Source organism: Pseudoxanthomonas suwonensis J47 (genome assembly GCF_000513955.1).
GTDB classification, from domain to species: Bacteria; Pseudomonadota; Gammaproteobacteria; order Xanthomonadales; family Xanthomonadaceae; genus Pseudoxanthomonas; species Pseudoxanthomonas suwonensis_C.
This window is the reverse complement of sequence record NZ_KI911331.1, coordinates 125,474-146,476: the sequence shown is the minus strand read 5'-3', so window position 1 is coordinate 146,476 and position 21,003 is coordinate 125,474. Positions and strand designations below refer to the sequence as shown.

Annotated in this window: 22 protein-coding genes; 16 read left to right on the top strand and 6 right to left on the bottom strand. The window is 71.8% G+C overall.

Annotated features, from left to right (window positions below):
• Window positions 1–3: 3 nt before the first annotated feature.
• The 13 genes from M503_RS0114085 to M503_RS0114025 all read left to right on the top strand — a co-directional run bounded on the left by M503_RS0114085 (window position 4) and on the right by M503_RS0114025 (window position 12,908).
• Window positions 4–2,265 carry a protein-disulfide reductase DsbD family protein gene (locus M503_RS0114085; RefSeq protein WP_051414642.1) on the top strand — a complete coding sequence of 754 codons (2,262 nt, stop codon included), beginning with the start codon at window positions 4–6 and terminating at the stop codon, window positions 2,263–2,265.
• A complete protein-coding gene (locus tag M503_RS0114080) occupies window positions 2,262–2,828 on the top strand; it encodes a TlpA family protein disulfide reductase (protein WP_028928312.1) in 567 nt (188 codons plus the stop codon). Before M503_RS0114085 ends, M503_RS0114080 begins: the two co-directional genes overlap by 4 nt.
• Window positions 2,829–3,062: 234 nt before the next feature.
• A complete protein-coding gene (gene aroQ, locus M503_RS0114075) occupies window positions 3,063–3,503 on the top strand; it encodes a type II 3-dehydroquinate dehydratase (RefSeq protein WP_028918724.1) in 441 nt (146 codons plus the stop codon).
• A 32-nt stretch (window positions 3,504–3,535) separates the two neighbouring features.
• Complete coding sequence (gene accB, locus M503_RS0114070; RefSeq protein ID WP_024867602.1) at window positions 3,536–4,021, top strand: acetyl-CoA carboxylase biotin carboxyl carrier protein; 486 nt, start codon at window positions 3,536–3,538, stop codon at window positions 4,019–4,021.
• A 27-nt stretch (window positions 4,022–4,048) separates the two neighbouring features.
• Entirely contained in the window at window positions 4,049–4,483 is a 435-nt protein-coding gene (locus tag M503_RS0114065; RefSeq protein WP_028918725.1) for a four helix bundle protein, read from the top strand.
• Entirely contained in the window at window positions 4,476–5,843 is a 1,368-nt protein-coding gene (gene accC / locus M503_RS0114060; RefSeq protein WP_024867600.1) for an acetyl-CoA carboxylase biotin carboxylase subunit, read from the top strand. Before M503_RS0114065 ends, accC begins: the two co-directional genes overlap by 8 nt.
• Window positions 5,844–6,025: 182 nt before the next feature.
• Window positions 6,026–6,943, top strand: coding sequence for a 50S ribosomal protein L11 methyltransferase (gene prmA, locus M503_RS0114055; RefSeq protein ID WP_028918726.1), 918 nt, complete (start codon window positions 6,026–6,028; stop codon window positions 6,941–6,943).
• A 67-nt stretch (window positions 6,944–7,010) separates the two neighbouring features.
• On the top strand, window positions 7,011–7,760 hold the full coding sequence (locus M503_RS0114050) for a DUF3426 domain-containing protein (protein ID WP_051414641.1): 750 nt from the start codon (window positions 7,011–7,013) through the stop codon (window positions 7,758–7,760).
• A gap of 70 nt (window positions 7,761–7,830) precedes the next feature.
• Window positions 7,831–8,133 (top strand): DNA-binding transcriptional regulator Fis, encoded by a 303-nt coding sequence (gene fis, locus M503_RS0114045; RefSeq protein WP_051414640.1) that lies wholly within the window; start codon window positions 7,831–7,833, stop codon window positions 8,131–8,133.
• Window positions 8,134–8,226: 93 nt separating this feature from the next.
• Complete coding sequence (gene purH / locus M503_RS0114040) at window positions 8,227–9,816, top strand: bifunctional phosphoribosylaminoimidazolecarboxamide formyltransferase/IMP cyclohydrolase (RefSeq protein ID WP_028918729.1); 1,590 nt, start codon at window positions 8,227–8,229, stop codon at window positions 9,814–9,816.
• Window positions 9,817–9,900: 84 nt separating this feature from the next.
• Window positions 9,901–10,407 carry a GNAT family N-acetyltransferase gene (locus tag M503_RS0114035; RefSeq protein ID WP_028918730.1) on the top strand — a complete coding sequence of 169 codons (507 nt, stop codon included), beginning with the start codon at window positions 9,901–9,903 and terminating at the stop codon, window positions 10,405–10,407.
• A 65-nt stretch (window positions 10,408–10,472) separates the two neighbouring features.
• The gene (gene purD, locus M503_RS0114030) at window positions 10,473–11,765 is read left to right on the top strand and encodes a phosphoribosylamine--glycine ligase (protein WP_028918731.1); all 1,293 of its coding nucleotides are present in this window, start codon (window positions 10,473–10,475) and stop codon (window positions 11,763–11,765) included.
• Between the two features lie 3 nt (window positions 11,766–11,768).
• The gene (locus tag M503_RS0114025) at window positions 11,769–12,908 is read left to right on the top strand and encodes a pyridoxal phosphate-dependent aminotransferase (protein ID WP_028918732.1); all 1,140 of its coding nucleotides are present in this window, start codon (window positions 11,769–11,771) and stop codon (window positions 12,906–12,908) included.
• Between the two features lie 4 nt (window positions 12,909–12,912).
• Here M503_RS0114025 and M503_RS0114020 read toward each other — a convergent pair whose 3' ends face one another.
• Window positions 12,913–14,214, bottom strand: coding sequence for an amidohydrolase (locus M503_RS0114020; RefSeq protein WP_037061520.1), 1,302 nt, complete (start codon window positions 14,212–14,214; stop codon window positions 12,913–12,915).
• Between the two features lie 44 nt (window positions 14,215–14,258).
• On the bottom strand, window positions 14,259–15,119 hold the full coding sequence (ygiD, locus tag M503_RS0114015) for a 4,5-DOPA dioxygenase extradiol (protein WP_028918734.1): 861 nt from the start codon (window positions 15,117–15,119) through the stop codon (window positions 14,259–14,261).
• A gap of 155 nt (window positions 15,120–15,274) precedes the next feature.
• Here ygiD and M503_RS0114010 point away from each other — a divergent pair, with 155 nt between their 5' ends.
• The 3 genes from M503_RS0114010 to M503_RS0114000 all read left to right on the top strand — a co-directional run bounded on the left by M503_RS0114010 (window position 15,275) and on the right by M503_RS0114000 (window position 18,134).
• On the top strand, window positions 15,275–17,188 hold the full coding sequence (locus M503_RS0114010; protein ID WP_028918735.1) for an MFS transporter: 1,914 nt from the start codon (window positions 15,275–15,277) through the stop codon (window positions 17,186–17,188).
• Between the two features lie 183 nt (window positions 17,189–17,371).
• Window positions 17,372–17,713, top strand: a complete 342-nt coding sequence (locus tag M503_RS0114005; protein ID WP_024867589.1) for a CD225/dispanin family protein — start codon at window positions 17,372–17,374, stop codon at window positions 17,711–17,713.
• A gap of 7 nt (window positions 17,714–17,720) precedes the next feature.
• Window positions 17,721–18,134, top strand: coding sequence for a DUF2752 domain-containing protein (locus tag M503_RS0114000; protein WP_024867588.1), 414 nt, complete (start codon window positions 17,721–17,723; stop codon window positions 18,132–18,134).
• A gap of 163 nt (window positions 18,135–18,297) precedes the next feature.
• On the opposite strand, the gene M503_RS0113995 is transcribed toward M503_RS0114000, so the two are convergent.
• The 4 genes from M503_RS0113995 to M503_RS0113980 are packed head-to-tail and all read right to left on the bottom strand — an operon-like array spanning window position 18,298 to window position 21,001.
• Window positions 18,298–19,191 carry a cobalamin biosynthesis protein gene (locus M503_RS0113995; RefSeq protein ID WP_028918736.1) on the bottom strand — a complete coding sequence of 298 codons (894 nt, stop codon included), beginning with the start codon at window positions 19,189–19,191 and terminating at the stop codon, window positions 18,298–18,300.
• A gap of 52 nt (window positions 19,192–19,243) precedes the next feature.
• A complete protein-coding gene (gene nudC, locus M503_RS0113990) occupies window positions 19,244–20,158 on the bottom strand; it encodes an NAD(+) diphosphatase (protein WP_028918737.1) in 915 nt (304 codons plus the stop codon).
• A gap of 14 nt (window positions 20,159–20,172) precedes the next feature.
• Window positions 20,173–20,532 (bottom strand): iron-sulfur cluster insertion protein ErpA, encoded by a 360-nt coding sequence (gene erpA / locus M503_RS0113985; RefSeq protein ID WP_024867585.1) that lies wholly within the window; start codon window positions 20,530–20,532, stop codon window positions 20,173–20,175.
• Between the two features lie 31 nt (window positions 20,533–20,563).
• Window positions 20,564–21,001, bottom strand: coding sequence for a bactofilin family protein (locus M503_RS0113980; protein ID WP_028918738.1), 438 nt, complete (start codon window positions 20,999–21,001; stop codon window positions 20,564–20,566).
• Window positions 21,002–21,003: the final 2 nt, after the last annotated feature.

The window sequence follows — 21,003 nt, the reverse complement described above, 5'->3', positions numbered from 1 at the left end:
GCGATGACCTCCCCCCTCCCCCGCCTGTTCCGCCTGCTGCTGGCCCTGGGCCTGCTGCTGCCTGCCTTGCCCGCCCTGGCCGTCGACGAGGACGACCTGCTCCCGGTCGACCAGGCCTTCGTGCTCTCCGCCAGCGCCCCCGCGCCCGACCGGGTCGAGCTGCGCTGGAAGATCGCCGACGGCTATTACCTGTACCGGCACCGCACCTCGGTGAAGGCCAGCGGCGGCCTGTCCGGCGGCGAGCTGCGCCTGCCCGACGGCGACCGCCACACCGACGAATTCTTCGGCCCGGTGGAGACCTACCGCGGCGAACTGCTGGCGATGCTCGAGGGCGCCACCCCCGGCGCCGGGCCCGTGCAGCTGGAAGTGAAGTACCAGGGCTGCGCCGACATCGGCATCTGCTACCCGCCGCAGACCCGGCGCCTGCAGGTGGACCTGCCCGTGGGCGGCACGGCGGGCGGCCTGCCCGTGTTCGGCGGCGCGAACCGGCGCGGCCTGCAGCTGCCCGGCCAGGCCGCCCTGCCCGAAGCCCAGGCCTTCACCGCCGACGCCATCGCCGATGGCGGCAACCGCGTCCTGGTGCGGCTGGAGCCGGCGCCGGGCTACTACATCTACCGCGACCGCAGCCGCTTCGTGCTCGAGGGCGACCCGGGCCTCAAGCTGCAGGCCCCGCGCTGGCCGCAGGGCAGCCGCCACCGCGACGAGCATTTCGGCGACGTGCTGGTGTTCTTCGACGCGGTCGAGGTGCAGCTGCCGGTGCACCGCAGCCACGCCAATCCGGCGCAGGCCACCGTGGTGGCGACCTTCCAGGGCTGCCAGGCCGACGGCATCTGCTATCCGCCGATGACCCGCCGGCTGTTGGTGGACCTGCCGGCCGGCACGGTCGACGCCACCCCGCCGCCGCGCGAGGCACCGCCGCTGCCGGAGGCGACGCCCGCGAGCGCGACCGCCGAGGCCATTGCCGCCGAGGCAGCCGCTGCGGACGAAGCCGGTGTGGCCACCTCCGTTCCGGACGCCTCGGCCGGCAATGCCCTGCGCAGCACCGCGCCGCCGAAGGCCTCGGCCCCGGCGCTGGCCGGGATCCTGGTGCTGGCCCTGCTCGGCGGCCTGATCCTCAACCTGATGCCGTGCGTGCTGCCGGTGCTCTCGCTCAAGGCCCTGGGCCTGGCGCAGAGCGGCGAGAGCCGCGCCCACGCGCGCCGGCACGCGCTCTGGTACACCGCCGGCGTGCTGGTCGCGTTCACCGCGGTCGGCGTGCTGGTGGTGGCGCTGCGCAGCGCAGGCATGGCCGCCGGCTGGGGCTTCCAGCTGCAGCAGCCGTGGTTCGTGGCCGCCCTGGTCTACCTGATGTTCGCCGTCGGCCTGAGCCTGTCGGGGGTGTTCACCCTCGGCGCCGGCATCGGCGGCGGCCTGGCCGCCGGGCGCAGCGGCCCGGCCGGCGACTTCCTCACCGGCGTGCTGGCCTGCGTGGTCGCCAGCCCGTGCATCGCCCCGTTCATGGGCCCGGCGCTGGCCTACGCCTTCGCCGCGCCGGCGGCGGTCGGGATCCTGGTGTTCCTGATGCTGGGCCTGGGCCTGGCCCTGCCATTCCTGCTGATCGGCTTCGTCCCGGCGCTGGCGCGGCGGCTGCCGAAGCCGGGTGCGTGGATGGAGACGCTCAAGCAGGTGCTCGCCTTCCCGATGTACCTCACCGCGGTGTGGCTGCTGTGGGTGCTCGGCCGCCAGCGTGGCGTGGATGCGGTCGCCCTGGTGCTGGCCGGCGCGGCGGTGCTGGCGCTGGCGCTGTGGTGGTTCGAACGCAGCCGCTGGCAGGGCCGCCGCGTCGGCAAGGCGCTGGCCCTGGCCCTGGCGCTGGTGGCGATCCTGCCGGCCTGGGGCGTGACCCGGCTGGCGCCGCCGGCGGCGCGCGCCGCCGAGGACGGCGTGCTCGCCTACTCGCCCGAGGCGCTGGACCGCCTGCGCGGCGAGGACCGGGTGGTGTTCGTGAACATGACTGCCGACTGGTGCGTCACCTGCAAGGCCAACGAGCGCAACGTGCTGTCCAGCGAGGCCTTCCACACCGCCTTGCAGCGCGCGGACGCGGTCTACATGCGCGGCGACTGGACCAATGCCGACCCGCAGATCAGCGCCTTCCTCGAGGAGCACAAGGCCGTGGGCGTGCCGCTGTACGTGGTCTACGGCCCGGGCGCGCCGCCGGCGGTGCTGCCGCCGGTGCTGACCGGCGCCATCGTCGAGGACGCCCTGCTGCGTGCGGCGGCGCGATGAACCCGGCCACCTGGCGCCTGCTGCTGGTGGCGTTGGCCGCGGGCGGGCTGGGGCTGGTGGCCGCCGGCTGGTGGCAGGGCCGGCAGGCTGCGCGCGACGAGGCGGCGGCCGCGGCCGCGGTTCCCGCGGGGGTCGACCCGGCCAGGCCGGGTGATGCGATGCCAGTGATCCGGCTTCCGGACCTGGACGGCAACGTCGTCGATCTGGCCGCGATCGCGCCCGGACGCCCGCTGCTGGTCAACGTCTGGGCCAGCTGGTGCGGGCCCTGCGTCGAGGAAATGCCCGAGCTGCAGCGCTACGCCCGCGCCCAGGGCGCCGACGGGGTGCAGGTGGTGGGACTGGCCCTGGACACGCCGGAGAACGTGCGTGATTTCCTCGCCCGCGTCCCGGTCGACTACCCGATCCTGCTCGACCAGCCGGGCCCGGCCGACGCCAGCGTGCACCTGGGCAATACCCGCGGCCTGCTGCCGTACAGCGTGCTGGTCGACGCGGGCGGGCGGGTGGTGCGGCAGAAGCTGGGGCCGTTCGAGGCCGGGGAGATCGAGGGGTGGGCGCGGGATTGAGCGCGCTGCCGAGGGCTGGCGCCAGGGTTTGACCGCCGCGGCGCTGCCGACCCTCGCCCTTGGCCCCTCTCCCGGAGGAGGGGGAAAATCGGCGGAACCCTGACGCCAGTCGCATCCGGGGCGGGAAGCCAGCCGCAATTCAAACATTTGCTTGAAACACTGCGAACTTCGCCGAACTGGACACGAATGGCGCCTTCGCGCAGACTGCCGCCCTTTCCGGTTCCGCAACGTTCCATGGCCAAACTGCTGGTCCTGCACGGCCCCAACCTCAACCTGCTCGGAACCCGCGAGCCGGAGGTCTACGGCCGCACCACCCTGGCCGACATCGATGCCGACCTGGCCGCGCGCGCCCGCGCTGCCGGCCACGCGCTGGAATCGTTCCAGTCCAACGCCGAGCACGCCCTGGTCGACCGGGTGCAGGCCGCGCGCGGCGACGGCACCGCCTTCATCCTGATCAACCCCGCCGCCTTCACCCATACCTCCGTCGCCCTGCGCGACGCGCTGGCGGCGGTGGCGATCCCGTTCATCGAGATCCACCTGTCCAACCCGCACGCCCGCGAACCCTTCCGCCAGCACAGCTACTTCAGCGACAAGGCGGTCGGCGTGGTCTGCGGGTTCGGCGCCGACAGCTACCGCTACGCCCTGGACGCCGCGCTCGCGCGCCTGCCGGGCTGACCGCCCCCCCTTTCTGCAACACCGAGGCCATCATGGACCTGCGCAAGATCAAGAAGCTCATCGACCTGCTGGAAGAATCCAACCTCGCCGAAATCGAGATCAAGGAAGGCGAGGAAAGCGTGCGCCTGTCGCGCATCCCGACCGGCGTGGCCGTGGCCGCCCCGGCCGCCGCGCTGGAAGTGCGCAGCCCGGCCGCCGCCCCGGCGGCGGCGCCGATGCCGATGAGCTCGCCGGTCGAGGCCGCCACCGGCGGCACGCCCAAGGCCGGCGCCGAGCTGCCGCCGGGCCACGTGGTCCGCGCGCCGATGGTCGGCACCTTCTACGCCGCCCCGGCCCCGGACAAGCCGCCGTTCGTCACCGTCGGCCAGCAGGTCAAGGCCGGCGAGACGCTGGGCATCATCGAGGCGATGAAGATGTTCAACCCGATCGAGGCCGACGTCGCCGGCACCGTCGTCGCGATCCTGTGCGAAAGCGGCCAGCCGATCGAGTTCGACCAGCCGCTGTTCGTGATCGGCTGACGCCGGTCACGACGGGATTGGTGATTCGTGATTCGTGATTCGCAAAAGCAGCGACCGCACGAGCGCCTGGACGTATGGCGCGACGCGATGGCGCTGGTCGAGTCGATCTACCGGATCACGGCCCGTTTCCCGCAAGAAGAACGGCTTGGCCTCAGCATGCAGTTGCGCAGGGCGGCGGTAAGCGGACCGTCGAACATCGCGGAGGGCGGCGCCCGCTGCTCGACCGCCGAATACCTGCGCTTCCTGTCCATGGCACGAGGTTCCCTCGCCGAAACCGGTACCCAGCTGGAGATCGGCGGGCGCCTGGGCTACTGCGAACACGACGCCGAAACCAACGACCAGCTCGATCGCACGTTCTCCCGACTCAATGCATTGATCCGCTCGCTCGACACCGCGCGAACCGTTCGCGATCCGGGCGCCTTGTACGAATCCCCAATTCCGAATCCCGAATCCCATGCTTGATAAAGTAGTCATCGCCAACCGCGGCGAGATCGCCCTGCGGATCCTGCGTGCCTGCCACGCGATGGGCATCCGCACCGTGGCCGTCCACTCCACCGTGGACCGCAACCTCAAGCACGTGGCCATGGCCGACGAGTCGGTGTGCATCGGCCCGGCGCCCTCCACCGACAGCTACCTCAACATGGCCTCGATCATCGCCGCGGCCGAAGTCACCGACGCGCAGGCCATCCACCCCGGCTACGGCTTCCTCTCCGAGAACGCCGACTTCGCCGAGCGCGTGGAGCAGTCCGGCTTCATCTTCATCGGCCCCAAGGCCGACACCATCCGGCTGATGGGCGACAAGGTCGAGGCAATCCGTGCGATGAAGGCCGCCGGCGTGCCCTGCGTGCCCGGTTCCGGCGGCCCCCTGGGCGACGACATCGTCGCCAACACCCGCATCGCGCGCGAGATCGGCTACCCGGTGATCATCAAGGCCGCCGGCGGCGGTGGTGGCCGCGGCATGCGCGTGGTCCACGCCGAGGGCGCGCTGAAGGCGGCCATCGAGACCACCAAGACCGAGGCCAAGGCCGCGTTCGGCAACGGCGAGGTCTACATGGAGAAGTTCCTGGAGAACCCGCGCCACGTGGAGATCCAGGTGCTCGCCGACGGCCAGGGCAACGCCATCCACCTCGGCGAGCGCGACTGCTCGATGCAGCGCCGCCACCAGAAGGTGGTGGAGGAAGCGCCGGCGCCGGGCATCACCCCGGAGCAGCGCGCGCAGATCGGCAAGGTCTGCGTCGAGGCCTGCCTGCGCATCGGCTATCGCGGTGCCGGCACCTTCGAGTTCCTGTACGAGGACGGCCGCTTCTACTTCATCGAGATGAACACCCGCATCCAGGTGGAGCATCCGGTGACGGAGATGGTCACCGGCATCGACCTCGTCGCCGAGCAGCTGCGCATTGCCGCCGGCCAGAAGCTGCGCATCCGCCAGGAGGACGTGGTCCTCAACGGCCACGCCATCGAGTGCCGCATCAACGCCGAGGACCCGGAAACGTTCTTCCCCAGCCCCGGCCTGATCCAGCACTTCCACGCCCCGGGTGGCCCGGGCGTGCGCGTGGACACCCACGTGTACGAGGGCTACCGCGTGCCGCCGAACTACGACTCGATGATCGGCAAGCTGATCGTGCACGGCCCGGACCGCGAGACCGCGATCTGCCGCATGCGCGTGGCGCTGAGCGAGATGGTGGTCGACGGCATCAAGACCAACATCCCGCTGCAGCAGCGGATCATGCGCGACAAGGGCTTCCAGGCCGGCGGCCAGAACATCCACTACCTGGAAAAGCGCCTGGCCGAACGCAAGAACCAGTCCATCGCCCTCGGCTGATCGTGCGATCGCAGGGGAACGCACGGGGGCCGGCATCGCCGGCCCCTTTGCGTCGTGGAGGCCGGCCGTTGCCGGCGCCTCCTGCACCGGGAGCCCCGCATCGGCGTAGATCCGCCTTGCGGGGCCGCCCTCGCCGGCGCGTGAGACAATCGCATTCCCCGCACGCACCGCCCCACGACGCCATGCCCTACCTGGAACTGAGCCTGCGCAGCACCGAAGCCGAGCAGCCGCGCTACGAGCGCGCGCTGGAGGACGTCGGCGCGCTGTCGGTCACCCTGCTCGACGCCGACGCCGACACCCCGAACGAGCGCGCCATCCTCGAACCGGGCGTGGGCGAGACCCCGATCTGGAAATCGCTGGTGCTGACCGCGCTGTTCGACGCCGGCACCAACGCGCTGGCCCTGCTCGCCGCGCTGGAGGCCTTCGACCCGGAGCTGGACTGGGCCAGCGCCTCGTTCCGCACGGTCGAGGACCAGGACTGGGAGCGCGCGTGGCTGGACACGTTCAAGCCGATGCGCTTCGGCGAGCGCACCTGGATCGTGCCGTGGAACCACGAGCTGCCGCCGGAGGCCGACAACGCACAGGCGGCGATCGTGCGCCTGGACCCGGGCCTGGCCTTCGGCTCCGGCACCCATCCGACCACCGCGCTGTGCCTGCGCTGGCTGGACCGGCTCGCCGGCGCAGGCATGCTCGACGGCGTGCGCGTGCTCGACTTCGGCTGTGGCTCGGGCATCCTCGCCCTGGCCGCGCTCAAGCTCGGCGCCGCGCAGGCAGTGGGCGTGGACAACGACCCGCAGGCGCTGCTGGCCAGCGCCGACAACGCCGCGCGCAACGAGGTCGGCGAGCGCCTGGCCGTGTACCTGCCGCAGGACGAGCCGGCCGCGACCTATCCGATCGTGGTCGCCAACATCCTGGCCGTGGCGCTGGACGCGCTGGCCGAGGTGCTCGCCGCGCGCGTCGCCCCGGGCGGCCGGATCGCCCTGTCCGGCATCCTCCGCGGCCAGGAGGGCGAACTGCTGCAGCGCTACGCCGAGTGGTTCGACGACCTGGAAGTGGCCACCGAGGAAGACTGGGTGCGCATCGAGGGCGTGCGCCGCTGAGCTGCGCCCGCGGCATCGGACTTGCCCGGATCGCAGGCGCCGGGCCGGGCATGCTTGAATAGCGGGCATGTTCTATCCCTGCCCGCACTGCCAGTTCCTGGTCGCCTACCACCCGCAGTCGCGGCCGTTGCCGGCCGCCTGCCCGCGTTGCGGCCGGCCGCTGGAAGACGAGCCGGGCAGCGGCGAGGAGATGGGCATGGACCCGGCGACGGCCGCGGCTGCAGGCGCTGCGCCGGTCGAAGCGGACATCGCCGCGTCCTCGCCGGCGGATGACACCGCGCAGCGGTTCACTGCCGCCGCCGAAAACGCCGGCGCGGCTGCGCCCGCAGCGCTGGCGGCAGCCGTGGCGCCACGCCGCGGCGCGGCGCGCTGGCAATGGCCGCTGATCGCGCTGCTGGCCCTGCTGCTGGTCGTGCAGGTGCTGCTCGCCGACCGCGCGCGCCTGGCCGCCGATGCGCGCTGGCGGCCGGTGGTCGCCATGCTGTGCGGCGTGTTCCAGTGCGAGCTGCCGCCGTGGCACGAACCGGCCGCGTTCACCATGCTCGACCGCCAGGTGCGTCCCGCGGCGCAGCCGGGCGCGCTGCGCGTGGACGCCAGCTTCCGCAACGACGCGCGCTGGGCGCAGGCCTGGCCGGCGCTGCAGCTGGCCCTGTCCGATGCCGACGGGCGCGTGCTCGGCAGCCGCGTGTTCCTGCCCGCCGAATACCTCGGCGCCGCGCCGGACACGCTGCTGTCTCCGGGACAGAGCGCGCAGATCACCTTTATGGTGCAGGAGCCCGCGCCGGGCACCGTGGCGTTCTCGTTCGAATTCCGCTGAACGCGCGGATCGCGGCCAAGGCCCAATGGCAGCGACCCGGCTGCCGCGCTAGACTCCCCTGCCCGCTTCGATGCGGATCCGCAGATCCGGAATTCCCGTGCAGCAGAACGCCAGCTCCCGCGCCGACTCCGGCCGCACCGCTTCCCGCCCGCCGCTGCGCGAGCACGTGGCCCAGTCGGTGCGCCGCTACCTGCGCGACCTCGATGGCGTGGAAGCCAACGACGTGTACGAGATCGTGCTGCGCGAGATGGAAATCCCGCTGTTCGTGGAAGTCCTCAACCACTGCGAGGGCAACCAGAGCCGCGCCGCGGCCCTGCTGGGCATCCACCGGGCAACGTTGCGCAAGAAACTGAAGGACTACGGCCTGGCCTGACCGGCCCGGGCCGGGCGGCCGGGGCCGACCCGCGGGTCGATGCGGGGTGGGCGGCTATAATTCCGCTCCTTCCTCCCGCACCACCCCGACCCCATGACCGCCGACCTCCTGCCCGTGCGCCGGGCATTGCTGTCCGTTTCCGACAAGACCGGCCTGATCGACCTGGCCCGCGCCCTGGCCTCGCGCAACATCGAACTGCTGTCCACCGGCGGCACCGCCCGCGCCATCCGCGAAGCCGGCCTGCCGGTCAAGGACGTGTCCGAGGTCACCGGTTTCCCGGAAATGATGGACGGCCGGGTCAAGACCCTGCATCCGCTGGTGCACGGCGGCCTGCTCGGCCGCGCCGGCATCGACGACGCGGTGATGGCGCAGCACGGCATCGGTGCGATCGACCTGCTGGTGCTGAACCTGTATCCGTTCGAATCGGTGACCGCCAAGGCGGACTGCACCCTGGCCGACGCGGTGGAGAACATCGACATCGGCGGCCCGGCGATGCTGCGCAGCGCGGCCAAGAACTTCGCCCGCGTGGCCGTGGCCACCTCGCCGGAGCAGTACGCCGGCCTGCTGGCCGAGCTGGAAGCCAATGACGGCCAGCTCTCCGCCGCCACCCGCTTCGCCCTGTCGGTGGCCGCGTTCAACCGCGTCGCCCAGTACGACGCGGCGATCAGCAACTACCTGTCCGCCGTCACCGACACCTCGGCTGAAGTGCCGGTGCGCGCGCAGTTCCCGGCCCAGTCCAACGGCAGCTTCGTCAAGGTGATGGACCTGCGCTACGGCGAGAACCCGCACCAGCAGGCCGCGTTCTACCGCGACCTGCATCCGGCGCCGGGCTCGCTGGCCACCTTCACCCAGCTGCAGGGCAAGGAGCTGAGCTACAACAACATCGCCGACGCCGATGCGGCCTGGGAATGCGTGCGCCAGTTCGACGCCCCGGCCTGCGTCATCGTCAAGCACGCCAACCCCTGCGGCGTGGCCGTGGCGGCCAACGTGGGCGAGGCCTACGAGCTGGCCTACGCCACCGACCCGACCAGCGCCTTCGGCGGCATCCTCGCCTTCAACCGCCCGCTCGACGCGGCCACGGTGAAGACCATCCTCGACCGCCAGTTCGTCGAGGTGCTGCTGGCCCCGGACTACGACGCCGGCGCCCTGGAATATGCGACGAAGAAGGCCAACGTGCGCGTGCTGCGCATCCCGATGGCGCCGCCATCGCCGGGCTTCATCGACGTCAAGCGCGTCGGTTCGGGCCTGCTGATGCAGACCGCCGACGACCGCGTGGTGACCCGCGACGAACTGAAGGTGGTGACGAAGCTGGCCCCGACCGAGGCCCAGTTCGCCGACCTGCTGTTCGCCTGGAAGGTCGCCAAGTTCGTGAAGTCCAACGCGATCGTCTACGCGAAGGACAACCGCACGATCGGCGTGGGCGCCGGGCAGATGAGCCGCGTGTATTCGGCGCGCATCGCCGGGATCAAGGCCGCCGACGCGGACCTGGTGGTCGAGGGCTCGGTGATGGCTTCGGACGCGTTCTTCCCGTTCCGTGACGGCATCGACGCCGCCGCGGCCGCCGCAGGCATCAAGGCGGTAATCCAGCCGGGCGGTTCGATGCGTGACGCCGAGGTGATCGCCGCCGCCGACGAGCACGGCATCGCCATGGTCTTCACCGGCGTGCGCCACTTCCGCCACTGACCGGTTCCCGCCGGGGCGCGCGTTGATCCCGCGCTCCGGCCTGCCGGGCTAGGCTGGCGCCCAGTCCATGCAGGGAGTGCAGCCATGTGGATCCGCGAGGAAATCCCGGAAGACGCCGGGGGCATCAACGAGGTCCTGCGCAAGGCCTTCGCCGACGCACCCGGCGAAGGCAGGCTGGAATGCCGCATCGTCGACACCCTGCGCGCCGACCACGCCCTGGCGGTCTCGCTGGTGGCCGACATCGACGGCCGCGTCGCCGGCTACATCGCCTTCTCGCCGGCTCGGCCCTCGCGCGATGGCGACGGATGGTACGTGCTCGGTCCGCTGGCGGTGGACCCTGCCGACCAGGGCCACGGCGTCGGCAGCGCGCTGCTCCACGCCGGCCTGCAGATCCTGCAGGAACGCGAGGCCAACGGCTGCGTGGTGCTGGGCGACCCGGCCTTCTACGGCCGCTTCGGCTTCGAGGCCGAGCCGCTGCTGACCCTGCCCGGCGCCCCCGAGGGGGCGTTCCAGGCGCTGCGCTTCACCGATGCCGCCTCCGCCGGCGAAGTCGTGCTGCACCCGGCCTTCGGCCACCACGAGAAGGACTGAGCGCGGCCGGGGCGACGCCCCGGCAGGCTAGAATCGCGCTCCCCTTCCGTCGAATTCCTTCCACCATGTCGAAAGTCCTCGTGATCGGATCCGGTGGGCGCGAGCACGCGCTGGCCTGGAAGCTGGCGCAGTCGCCGCGCGTGTCCGAAGTGATCGTCGCCCCGGGCAACGCCGGCACCGCCACCGAGACGAAATGCCGCAACGCGCCGGTCAAGGTCACCGACCTGGACGGCCTGCTGCAGCTGGCCCGCGACGAGGGCGTGGCGCTGACCGTGGTCGGTCCGGAGGTGCCGCTGGTGGCCGGCGTGGTCGACCGCTTCCGCGAGGCCGGCCTGCGCATCTTCGGCCCCACCGCCGCGGCGGCGCAGCTGGAAGGCAGCAAGGCCTACGCCAAGGATTTCCTCGCCCGCCACGGCATTCCCACCGCGTTCTATGCCGTGCACACCGACGTCGACGCCGCGCTGGCGTATATCCGGGAGAAGGGCGCTCCGATCGTGGTCAAGGCCGACGGCCTGGCCGCCGGCAAGGGCGTGATCGTGGCCATGACCCTGGAGGAAGCCGAGGCCGCGGTACGCGACATGCTCTCCGGCAACGCCTTCGGCGACGCCGGCGCGCGGGTGGTGATCGAGGAATTCCTCGAGGGCGAGGAGGCCAGCTTCATCTCCATGGTGGACGGCAGGACCGCGCTGCCGATGGCCACCTCGCAGGACCACAAGCGCGTCGGCGACGGCGACACCGGCCCGAACACCGGCGGCATGGGCGCGTACTCGCCGGCACCGGTGGTCACCCCGGAGGTGCATGCGCGGATCATGCGCGAGGTGGTGGAGCCGACCGTGGCCGGCATGGCCGCCGACGGCATCCCGTTCACCGGCTTCCTCTATGCCGGCCTGATGATCGACCGCAACGGCGCACCGAAGGTGATCGAGTTCAACGTGCGCTTTGGCGACCCGGAGACCCAGCCGGTGATGCTGCGCCTGCAGTCGGACCTGGTCGAACTGGTCGAGGCGGCGATCAACGGCCGCCTGCACGAGGTGCAGGCGCACTGGGATCCGCGCCCGTCGCTGGGCGTGGTGATGGCCGCGCGCCCGTATCCGGAATCGCCCGTCACCGGCGACGTGATCGAAGGCCTCGACGCGGTCCCCGCCGATACCAAGGTGTTCCATGCCGGCACCGCGCTGGACGCGGAAGGCCGCGTGGTCAGCGCCGGCGGCCGCGTGCTGTGCGTGGCCGCGCTGGGCGATTCGGTGTCCGACGCGCAGCGCCGTGTCTATGCCGGCGTCGCCGCGATCCACTGGGCCAACGGGTTCCACCGCAGCGACATCGGCTGGCGCGCGATCGCCCGCGAACAGGGCCACTGAGCCATGGGCGGTCGCGTCGAACCGTTCCGCGCGATCGCCATCAGCCAGCTGGCGCGTGCGCTGGAGGCCGAAGGCCGCTCCGTGGTGCACATGGAGTTCGGCCAGCCCTCTACGCCGGCGCCGGCCGCGGCGCTGGCGGCGGTGCGCGAGGGCCTCGGGCAGCCGCCACCGGGCTACTGGGAAAGCGTGCCGCTGCGCCAGCGCATCGCCCGCCACTACCGCGATGCCTACGGCGTGGAGATCGATCCGGCGCAGCTCATCCTCACCTGCGGCGCCTCGCCCGCGCTGCTGCTGGCGATGCTCTCGCGCTTCGAGACCGGCGACCGCATCGCCTTCGCCCGTCCCGGCTACATCGCCTACCGCAACACCGCCATCGCCGCGCGCCTGCAGCCGGTGGAGATCGGCTGCGGCCCGGAGAGCCGCTACCAGCTCACGGCCGCGGCCATCGCCGCGCTGGATCCGGCGCCGGCCGGCGTGATCCTCGCCAGCCCGGCCAATCCCACCGGCACCATCATCGAACCCGACGAGCTGCGCGCGATCGCCGCGGTCTGCCGCGAGCGCGGCATCGTGCTGCTGTCCGACGAGATCTACCACGGCCTGCACTACACCCGGCCGGCGCACTCGATCCTGCAGTACGCGCCGGACGCGATGGTGGTGAACAGCTATTCCAAGTACTACTCGATGGTCGACTGGCGCCTGGGCTGGCTGCTGGTGCCGCCGGCGCACGTGGACACCGCGCGCGCCTACGCCGGCAACCTGTTCCTGACCCCGCCTTCGCCCAGCCAGCAGGCGGCGCTGGTGGCGATGGACTGCACGGAGGAGCTGGAAGGCCACCGCGCCACCTATGCGCGCAACCGCCAGCTGCTGCTGGAGGCGCTGCCGGACCTGGGGCTGGAGCGCATCGCCCCGCCCGATGGCGCGTTCTACATCTGGGCCGACGTCGCCCACCTCAGCGACGACAGCCTGGAGCTGTGCCGGCGCATCCTCGCCGACACCGGCGTGGCCCTGGCCCCGGGCGTGGACTTCGATCCGGTGGACGGCCACCACTTCATCCGCTTCAGCTTCGCCCCGGCCACGGTGCACGTGGAGGAGGCGCTGCGCCGGCTGCGGCCGTGGTTCGCGGCGCAGCCGCGGATCCGCTGAAGCCTCAGCCCGGCTCGCCGCCCAGGTAGTCCAGCACCACCTGCAGCATCGCCCGCGCGCCGAGCTCCAGCGCCGCTTCGTCCGGCGCGTACTTCGGCGAGTGGTTGATCGGCATCTTCGCCGGGTCCTGCCCCGCCGGGGTGGTGCCGACCAGGAAGAACGCGCCGGGCACCTCGTTGGCGAACTGCGAGAAATCCTCGGCGATGGTCTGCAGCGGCATCTCGACCACGTTGTCCGCGCCCACCGCAGCCTGCAGCGAAGGCAGCACCCGCCGCGCCAGTGCCGGATCGTTGACCGTCGCCGGCGCATTGCTCACCACCGACAGCTCCGCGCTGCCGCCGGCCGCCTGCGCGTAGGCATCGGCAATGCGACGGAAGCGCGCGACCACGTCCTCGCACACCTCCGGGTCGAAGGTGCGCAGCGTGCCGACGAGCACCGCCTCGTCGGGAATGATGTTGAAGCGCACGCCGCTGTTGAACTGGCCGGCGGTCAGCACCACCGGCGTGCTGGCGATGTTCACCTGGCGGGCGATCATGCTCTGCGTGCCCAGCAGCACCTGCGCGCCGATGGTGATCGGATCGACGCCGTCCCACGGCCGCGAGCCGTGCGTCTGCCTGCCGCGCACGGTCAACGTCCATTCATCGGCGCTGGCCAGCAGCGGTCCGCTGCGGAAGCCGACCTGGCCGACCTGCAGCGACGACCACACGTGCAGGCCGAACACCGCCTCGGGACGGAAATCCTTCCACACGCCCTCGTCGAGCATCAGCCGCGCGCCGAACGGCGCACCCGGCTCGTCCGGACCTTCCTCCGAGGGCTGGAACACGAACATGACCTCGCCGCGCAGGCTGTCGCGGCGCTCGACCAGCGCGCGCGCCACGCCCAGCAGGATCGCCATGTGCAGGTCATGGCCGCAGGCGTGCATCACGCTTACCGGCTGGCCGCGATAGCTCGAGGTGGCGGTGGAAGCGAACGCCAGCCCGGTCTCCTCCTTCACCGGCAGCGCATCCATGTCCGCGCGCAGGGCGATCCGCGGCCCGGGCAACGCGCCCTTCAGCACCGCGACCACGCCGGTGCGGGCGATGCCGGTGCGCGGCTCCAGGCCCATCGCGCGCAGTTCGCGGGCGATGGTGTCGGCGGTGCGCACCTCGTGCCCGCCCAGTTCCGGGTGCCGATGGAAGTCGCGCCGCCACTCGACCATCGCCGGCTGCTGCCGTGCCGCCGCACCGGTGACGGCATCGGCGGCCGTCGCCCAGGAGGCCGGCAACAGCAGCGACAGCAGGACACAGGCGCGCAGGGTCATCGTCATGGGCAGGCTCCGTGGGGAGCGCCGATGGTAACGCCGCCGCCTGCTCAGACGTTGGCGTCTTCCGGCGGCAGGGCCGTGGCCAGCGGCGCGGCGCCCTCGCCACCCGCGGCCTGCGGGCAATGCGCGTCCAGCGCGTACGAGGTCATCGACAGCGAACCGTAGGCGTAGCCGTCGACCAGTACGTCGGGTGCGCGCGCGGACGCGGCGGCCAGCCCGGCGACATACAGCAGCGGCAGGAAGTGGTCCGGCGTGGGCACGGCCAGGCGGTAGTCCGGGTGCGCGACCAGCGAGGGCACGTCGGCGGGCCGCTCCAGCATCAGCGCGCGCGCGTCCTCCTCGAAGCGGCGCGCCCAGTCGAAGGCGCCATCGGGCCGGTTCCAGTCGATCGCGCGCAGGTTGTGCACGACGTTGCCGCTGCCGACCACCATCACCCCGCGCCCGCGCAGCGCCGCCAGCTTCGCGCCCAGCGCCAGGTGCCATTCCGGCGGGCGGCGCGCGTCGATCGACAGCTGCACCACCGGCACGTCGGCGTCGGGGAAGGCATGCACCAGCACCGACCAGGTGCCGTGGTCGATGCCCCAGCCATCGACGTCGGCGCCGACCTGGTCCGGGCGCGCCGCGTCGGCGACCTCCTCGACCAGTTCCGGCAGGCCCGGCGCCGGGTACTGCACGTCGAACAGCGCCTGCGGGAAGCCGTAGAAGTCGTGGATGGTGCGCGGCTTCGGCATCGCCGTGACCGCGGTGAAGTTGCCGTACCAGTGCGCCGACACCGCCAGGATCGCGCGTGGCCGCGGCGCCGAGGCGCCGAACGCGCGCCAGGCCTCGGTATAGCGGTTGCGCTCCAGCGCGTTCATCGGGCTGCCATGGCCGAGGAAGGCGGCCGGCATGGGCGTGGTGGCGGACATCGCGCGATAACCTCGGGGTGGGCCCGGCCACTGTACGCGCCCGCGCCGCTGGCCGGCACGGGCGGACCGCAACGGACCGTTGCGGCGGCGACCGGGGACCCGGGCAGCCGGCGCGGGCCGTCTGCTAGGCTCCGCGCAGTCCCGCGGAGACGTGCATGTCCGGTTACAGCCAGTTCTCGCTGCTGACGCAGCGCCGCTTCCTGCCCTACTTCATCGTGCAGGCGCTGGGCGCGTTCAACGATAACCTCTACCGGCAGGCGATCATCGGCCTGCTGTTCTTCCTCGGGGTCAGCACCCAGGAGCGCTCGCTCTACGCGGTGATCGCCCCGGCGATCTTCATCCTGCCCTACTTCCTGTTCTCGGCCATCGCCGGGCAGGTCGCCGAGAAGCTGGAGAAGCAGCGGCTGATCGTGATCACCACGACGATGGAGATCGCGATCATGTCGCTGGCGGCTGTCGGCTTCCTGCTGCAGGCCATGCCGGTGCTGCTGGTGGCGCTGTTCCTCACCGGCGTGCAGTCGACCCTGTTCGGGCCGGTGAAATACTCGGTGCTGCCGGCGATCCTCAAGCCGGAAGAGCTGACCGGCGGCAACGGCCTGGTCGAGATGGGCACCTCGATCTCGATCCTGTGCGGCATGATCAGCGGCGTGCTGATCTTCGAGCTGGCCGGCGAGTACGGCCCGGCCACCGCGGCCACCGCCATCGTCGCGCTGGCGGTGACCGGCAACCTGGTCGCGCGGCTGATCCCGCGGATCGACGCCGGCGAGCCGCAGCTGCGCGTGCGCTGGAACCCGCTGCCCGAGTCGCTGGCAGTGCTGCGCATGGCGCGCGAGCAGCTGGCGGTGCGCAATGCCATCCTCGGCGTGTCCTGGTTCTGGTTCTTCGGCACGGTGCTGACCTCGCAGCTGCCGGCCTACGCCGAGGTGCACCTGGGCAGCCGTTCCGATTCGGCGGTGCTCTACATCGGCGCGCTGGCGCTGTTCTCGATCGGCACCGGCGCCGGCTCGCTGCTGTGCGAGAAGCTGTCCGCGCGCACCGTCGAGATCGGCCTGGTGCCGCTGGGCGCGTTCGGCATGACCGGCTTCCTGCTGGACCTGTACTTCGCCCGCCCCGGCCCGGCGCCGGTCGGCGGCCTGGACCTGGCGGGTTTCCTGCAGCAGCCTGGCAGCACGCGGATCATCGTCGACCTGCTCGGCATCGGCGTGTTCACCGGTTTCTTCCTGGTGCCGCTGTTCGCGCTGATCCAGAGCCGCACGCCGTTGTCGCGGATGTCGCGCGTGTTCGCCGCGGTCAACATCCAGAACTCCGGCTTCATCGTCCTGGCCGCAGTCACCGGCCTGGTCGCCCAGCAGGTGCTGGGCCTGAGCAGCACGCAGCTGTTCCTGGCCCTGGCCATCGCCAATGCCCTGGTCGCGATCTGGATCTTCAGCATCGTGCCCGAGTTCCTGATGCGTTTCCTCAGCTGGGTGATGGTGCGCGCGCTGTACCGGCTGCGCCTGCACGGCATCGAGAAGAACGTGCCGGACGAGGGCGCGGCGCTGCTGGTGTGCAACCACGTCAGCTACATGGACGCGCTGATCCTGGCGGCGAGCATCCCGCGGCCGGTGCGCTTCGTCATGTACTACCGGATCTTCAACATCCCGGTGATGCGCTGGATCTTCCGCACCGCCCGCGCGATCCCGATCGCTGGCGCGCGCGAAGACCCGGCGCTGATGCAGCGCGCCTTCGACGAGATCGACGCGGCGCTGGCCGAGGGCGAGCTGGTGTGCATCTTCCCCGAGGGCGCGCTGACCAAGGACGGGGAAATCGCCCCGTTCAAGTCGGGCGTGGAGAAGATCCTCGAGCGCGCCGCGGCGGCCGGCCGCCCGGTGCCGGTGGTGCCGATGGCGCTGCGCGGGATGTGGGCGAGCATGTGGAGCCGGCGCGATTCGCGCCTGGGCCGGATGCGCGTGCCGCGCCGGTTCCGTGCCCACGTGGACGTGGCCGTGGCGCCACCGATGCCGGGCGAGGGCGTCACCGCCGCGGCACTGGAAGCGCAGGTGCGCGCACTGCGCGGCGACGCGGCCTGAAGCGCCGCGATGCCGCTTTGCCGCCGGCGGCCGGTCGGTTAGGCTTGCGACGAACGGTCCGGGGGGGACCGCAGGGCACGGGAACGGGCCCGTAGCAAGGCACCTCCGGCGACGTCCGCTCGCCGGCGTCGTCGCAGCCGAAGCACCCACCGCATCCAACACACGTCCGCAGGAGGCAATGCAATGAGCTACGTCCCGCCCCCCACCCCGAACACCGCCCAGGCCTACGGGCCGGTCCCCAACTACCTGGCGTGGGCGATCATCTCGACCGTGCTGGCCACCTGCCTGTGCTGCCCGCTGGGCCTGGTCGGCATCGTCGCCATCGTGTTCGCGGCCAAGGTCAACGGCCTGCTGGCCGCCGGCGACATCGACGGCGCGCGCCGCGCCTCGGCCAACGCCAAGACCTGGTGCTGGGTCGCCACCGCCCTGGCCATCATCGGCCTGCTGCTGAACATCTACATGTACTCCAGCGGCGGCATGGCCGAGTACCAGCAGTGGATCGAGCAGATGCAGCAGGCGCAGTAAGCGCGCGATGGCTGCACGGCGTGCGCTGTGGGTACTGGCGCTGGTGTCGGCCGCGATCGCGGCCGGCGCCGGCGTGTGGCTGCTGCGCACGTTCGATCCCAACGTGGCGGGAAGTCCGTTCCCGCCATGCATGTTCCGCCAGTTCACCGGGCTGTTCTGCATCGGCTGCGGCCTGACCCGCGCCCTGCACGCGCTGGTCCATGGCGACATCGCCGGCGCCTTCGCGATGAACCCACTGGCGATGCTGATGCTGCCGCTGATGCCGCTGATGGCGGCATGGGGCCAGGGCTGGCAGCCGCGCGTGCTGCGCCCGCTGATGACGGTGGTGATGGAACCGAAGCTGTGGCTGGTGGTGCTGCCGGTGTACTGGGTGGCGCGCAACCTGCCGTGGTTCCCCTTCACCCTGCTGGCGCCGGGCTGAGCCCGACCACCGTGTAGCGGTGGGCTGGCGTGCGCGTGGCGATGCGCCAAGCGTGGCCAGCGCCGATGTGCGTTCCCGGCGCGGCGAGGCGGAGGCAAGCCGCCGTGTCGAGGCCCTTGTCGTGATTGGCGCCAGCAAACCTGACCGGCGCCGGTAGCCGGAATCAGCTCACCCAGCCGGCGATGACCAGCAGCGCCAGCAGGGCCAGCCACAGCAGCAGCATGCGCCAGACCAGGCTCATCGCGTCGCGCAGTTCCAGCAGCTCGCCGCTTACCGGCAGGGTGCGGCCCTCGCGCAGGTAGTCCTCGGCTTCCTCGGCCAGCTCGCCGCTCACCGCGGCGCGGCCGACGGCCTCCAGGAACAGGCTCTCCGGCTGCCAGCGGTCGCCGCCGGCACCGCGCCAGGCGCGGAACACCAGGTCGAAGTTGCCTGCCAACGCCAGCGCCAGGGTCATCAGCTGCGCCACCGGCCATTCGAGCCACTGCAGCAGCACCCGGGTGCCGGCCGCGTTCTCTTCCGGCAGCACGCCGGGGTTGGCCACGGCGGCGCGCTCGACCAGGCGGTACAGCAGCGCGCCGGCCGGACCGAGCAGCAGGAACCAGAACAGCGGCGCGAACCAGCGGCGCAGCGCGCTGCGCATCACGTTGCCCGGCAGCGTCGGGCCTTCGGCCATCACCGTGTCGGGAGCCGGTGCCAGCTGCGCCAGGCGCGCGCGGCGGGTATCGAGGTCGTGGGCATCGAGCACCGACTCGACGTCGGTGTCCAGGTCGCGCGGCCCCCAGGTCCAGGCCAGCATCAGCACGCCGAACAGCAGGCTCACCAGCCCCAGCCAGCGACCGGACAGGGCGACCTGCACCAGCGCCACCAGCAGCACCGGCGGCAGCAGCGCCAGCGCGATGCCGTAGCGGCCGCGCCAGAAGCCGCCGTCCGCGGCCTGCCCGCCCAGCCATTCCAGCCAGCGGGTGTACCAGTGGAAGCGACGCAGGGAGGCCACCGGCGCGGGCGCGACGTGGCCCAGCACCAGCGCGGCGATGACGGCGACCAGCGTTGTGAACATCGAAGGGGATCCTCCCTCCGGCGATTCTAGCCCGGGCGGCGGGCGCCCGACGCTAAGCCTGCGTGATCAGCGGACCGTGGCGGTACCAGTGTTCGATCAGCGAGCGGGCGATCGAGATCGGCGGCGCCAGCAGGATGCCTTCTGCTTCCGAACCGTCGTGCTGCAGAGCCGCGCCGATCTCCTCGCGGGTGAACCAGCGCGCCTCCTCCAGCTCGCCGTCCACCTGCGGCGGGTCGGGTTCGGCCAGTGCCTCGTAGCCGAGCATCAGCGCGCCGGGGAACGGCCACGGCTGCGCGGCCAGGTAGCGGCAGGCGCGCACCCGCACCTGGGTTTCCTCGTGGACTTCGCGCACCACGGTCTGCTCCGGCGCTTCGCCGGGTTCGACGAAGCCGGCCAGCACCGACCAGCGCCGCGGCGCCCAGTTGGACTGGCGGCCGAGCAGCAGGCGCTCGCCGTCGCTGACCGCGGCGATGATCGCCGGGTCGACGCGCGGATAGTGGTCGGTGCCGCACTGGTCGCAGTGGCCGACGAAGCCGCCACGGGTGAAGGCCACCGGGCCGCCGCACACCCCGCAGAACCGGCAGCGGGCCTGCCAGTAGAGCATCCCGCGGGCATAGGCGAAAGCGCTGGCGACCTGCGCGGGCCACTGCGCGGCGGCGCGGCGCAGGTCGATCCACTGCGGCGCCTGCAGCGCCGGCAGCGTGGCCAGGTCGATGGCGAACCAGGCTTCCTCGCCGGCGCGGCCGAGGAAGATCGCCGTGCCCGGTCCGCCGCCGACATCGGCGCCCAGCAGCGGCAGCGGATCGCCGGCTTCATCGGCGGGCGCGCGGCCCTCGGCGTCGAGCACCAGCAGCCGCGCGGCCGGCCACAGCGCGCGCAGCGCGCCGGCATCGCCACGCAGCGGATCGGCGCGGTCCAGGGACGGTTGCGCGAACGCGTAGCCGCCGAGGCCGCCGGGCGGGGACATCGCGACGCCCAAGGTCAGACGCTGAAGCTGCTGCCGCAGCCGCAGGTGGTCTTGGCGTTGGGGTTGCGAATCACGAATTGGGCGCCGCTGAGGCCTTCGCTGTAGTCGACTTCCGCGCCCATCAGGTACTGCAGGCTGAGCGGGTCGACCAGCAGGGTGACGCCGTCGGTGTTCACCGCCATGTCGTCCTCGGCCTGGTTCTCGTCGAACTCGAAGCCGTACTGGAAGCCGGAGCACCCGCCTCCCTGGATGTACACGCGGAGCTTGAGGTCGGCGTTGCCTTCCTCGGCGATCAGTTCGCGCACCTTGCTGGCGGCGGCATGGCTGAAGCGCAGCGGCTGCTCGAGCTGCTGGTAGGTGGGCAGGATTTCCATCCCGCCAAGATGGGGCCGAAGCGGCCCCGGATCAAGCCTTGGCGGCCTTGGCGGCGGTGATCGGGGTGGCGCCGGCCTCGGCCAGCGGGACGACCTTGCCCTGGCCGGAACCGGCGTGGACGAGGCGGCCGGTCAGCTGCGCGCCGGCGCTCATCTCCACCACGGTGTAATGGACGTTGCCCTCGACCCGCGCCTTCTGCGCCAGCTCGATCCGTTCGCCGGCATGGACGTCGCCGGTCATGCTGCCATTGATGATCACCACCGGGGCGCTGATCTCGCCCTCGATGCTGCCCTGCTCGGCCAGCAGCAGGCTGGCGGCCTTGCCGTCGATGGCGGAGACCTTGCCGACGATGCGGCCTTCCACGTAGAGGCCGCCGCTGAATTCCAGGTCGCCGCGGATGACCACGTCCGGGCCGATCAGGGTGTCGATGGCGAAGCCGTCGCGCTGGGTCGACTTGCTCTTGAACATGT

Bases quoted from the DNA above. Each gene is read 5' to 3' on its own strand.
- M503_RS0114080 (WP_028928312.1), top strand. From the start codon at position 2,262: ATGAACCCGGCCACCTGGCGCCTGCTGCTGGTGGCGTTGGCCGCGGGC.
- M503_RS0114035 (WP_028918730.1), top strand. From the start codon at position 9,901: ATGTGGATCCGCGAGGAAATCCCGGAAGACGCCGGGGGCATCAACGAG.
- purH (WP_028918729.1), top strand. From the start codon at position 8,227: ATGACCGCCGACCTCCTGCCCGTGCGCCGGGCATTGCTGTCCGTTTCC.
- M503_RS0114025 (WP_028918732.1), top strand. From the start codon at position 11,769: ATGGGCGGTCGCGTCGAACCGTTCCGCGCGATCGCCATCAGCCAGCTG.
- M503_RS0114050 (WP_051414641.1), top strand. From the start codon at position 7,011: ATGTTCTATCCCTGCCCGCACTGCCAGTTCCTGGTCGCCTACCACCCG.
- M503_RS0114085 (WP_051414642.1), top strand. From the start codon at position 4: ATGACCTCCCCCCTCCCCCGCCTGTTCCGCCTGCTGCTGGCCCTGGGC.
- M503_RS0113980 (WP_028918738.1), bottom strand. From the start codon at position 21,001: ATGTTCAAGAGCAAGTCGACCCAGCGCGACGGCTTCGCCATCGACACC.
- M503_RS0114005 (WP_024867589.1), top strand. From the start codon at position 17,372: ATGAGCTACGTCCCGCCCCCCACCCCGAACACCGCCCAGGCCTACGGG.
- accC (WP_024867600.1), top strand. From the start codon at position 4,476: ATGCTTGATAAAGTAGTCATCGCCAACCGCGGCGAGATCGCCCTGCGG.
- purD (WP_028918731.1), top strand. From the start codon at position 10,473: ATGTCGAAAGTCCTCGTGATCGGATCCGGTGGGCGCGAGCACGCGCTG.
- fis (WP_051414640.1), top strand. From the start codon at position 7,831: ATGCGGATCCGCAGATCCGGAATTCCCGTGCAGCAGAACGCCAGCTCC.
- M503_RS0113995 (WP_028918736.1), bottom strand. From the start codon at position 19,191: ATGTTCACAACGCTGGTCGCCGTCATCGCCGCGCTGGTGCTGGGCCAC.
- M503_RS0114020 (WP_037061520.1), bottom strand. From the start codon at position 14,214: ATGACGATGACCCTGCGCGCCTGTGTCCTGCTGTCGCTGCTGTTGCCG.
- M503_RS0114000 (WP_024867588.1), top strand. From the start codon at position 17,721: ATGGCTGCACGGCGTGCGCTGTGGGTACTGGCGCTGGTGTCGGCCGCG.
- erpA (WP_024867585.1), bottom strand. From the start codon at position 20,532: ATGGAAATCCTGCCCACCTACCAGCAGCTCGAGCAGCCGCTGCGCTTC.
- ygiD (WP_028918734.1), bottom strand. From the start codon at position 15,119: ATGTCCGCCACCACGCCCATGCCGGCCGCCTTCCTCGGCCATGGCAGC.
- accB (WP_024867602.1), top strand. From the start codon at position 3,536: ATGGACCTGCGCAAGATCAAGAAGCTCATCGACCTGCTGGAAGAATCC.
- prmA (WP_028918726.1), top strand. From the start codon at position 6,026: ATGCCCTACCTGGAACTGAGCCTGCGCAGCACCGAAGCCGAGCAGCCG.
- nudC (WP_028918737.1), bottom strand. From the start codon at position 20,158: ATGTCCCCGCCCGGCGGCCTCGGCGGCTACGCGTTCGCGCAACCGTCC.
- M503_RS0114010 (WP_028918735.1), top strand. From the start codon at position 15,275: ATGTCCGGTTACAGCCAGTTCTCGCTGCTGACGCAGCGCCGCTTCCTG.
- aroQ (WP_028918724.1), top strand. From the start codon at position 3,063: ATGGCCAAACTGCTGGTCCTGCACGGCCCCAACCTCAACCTGCTCGGA.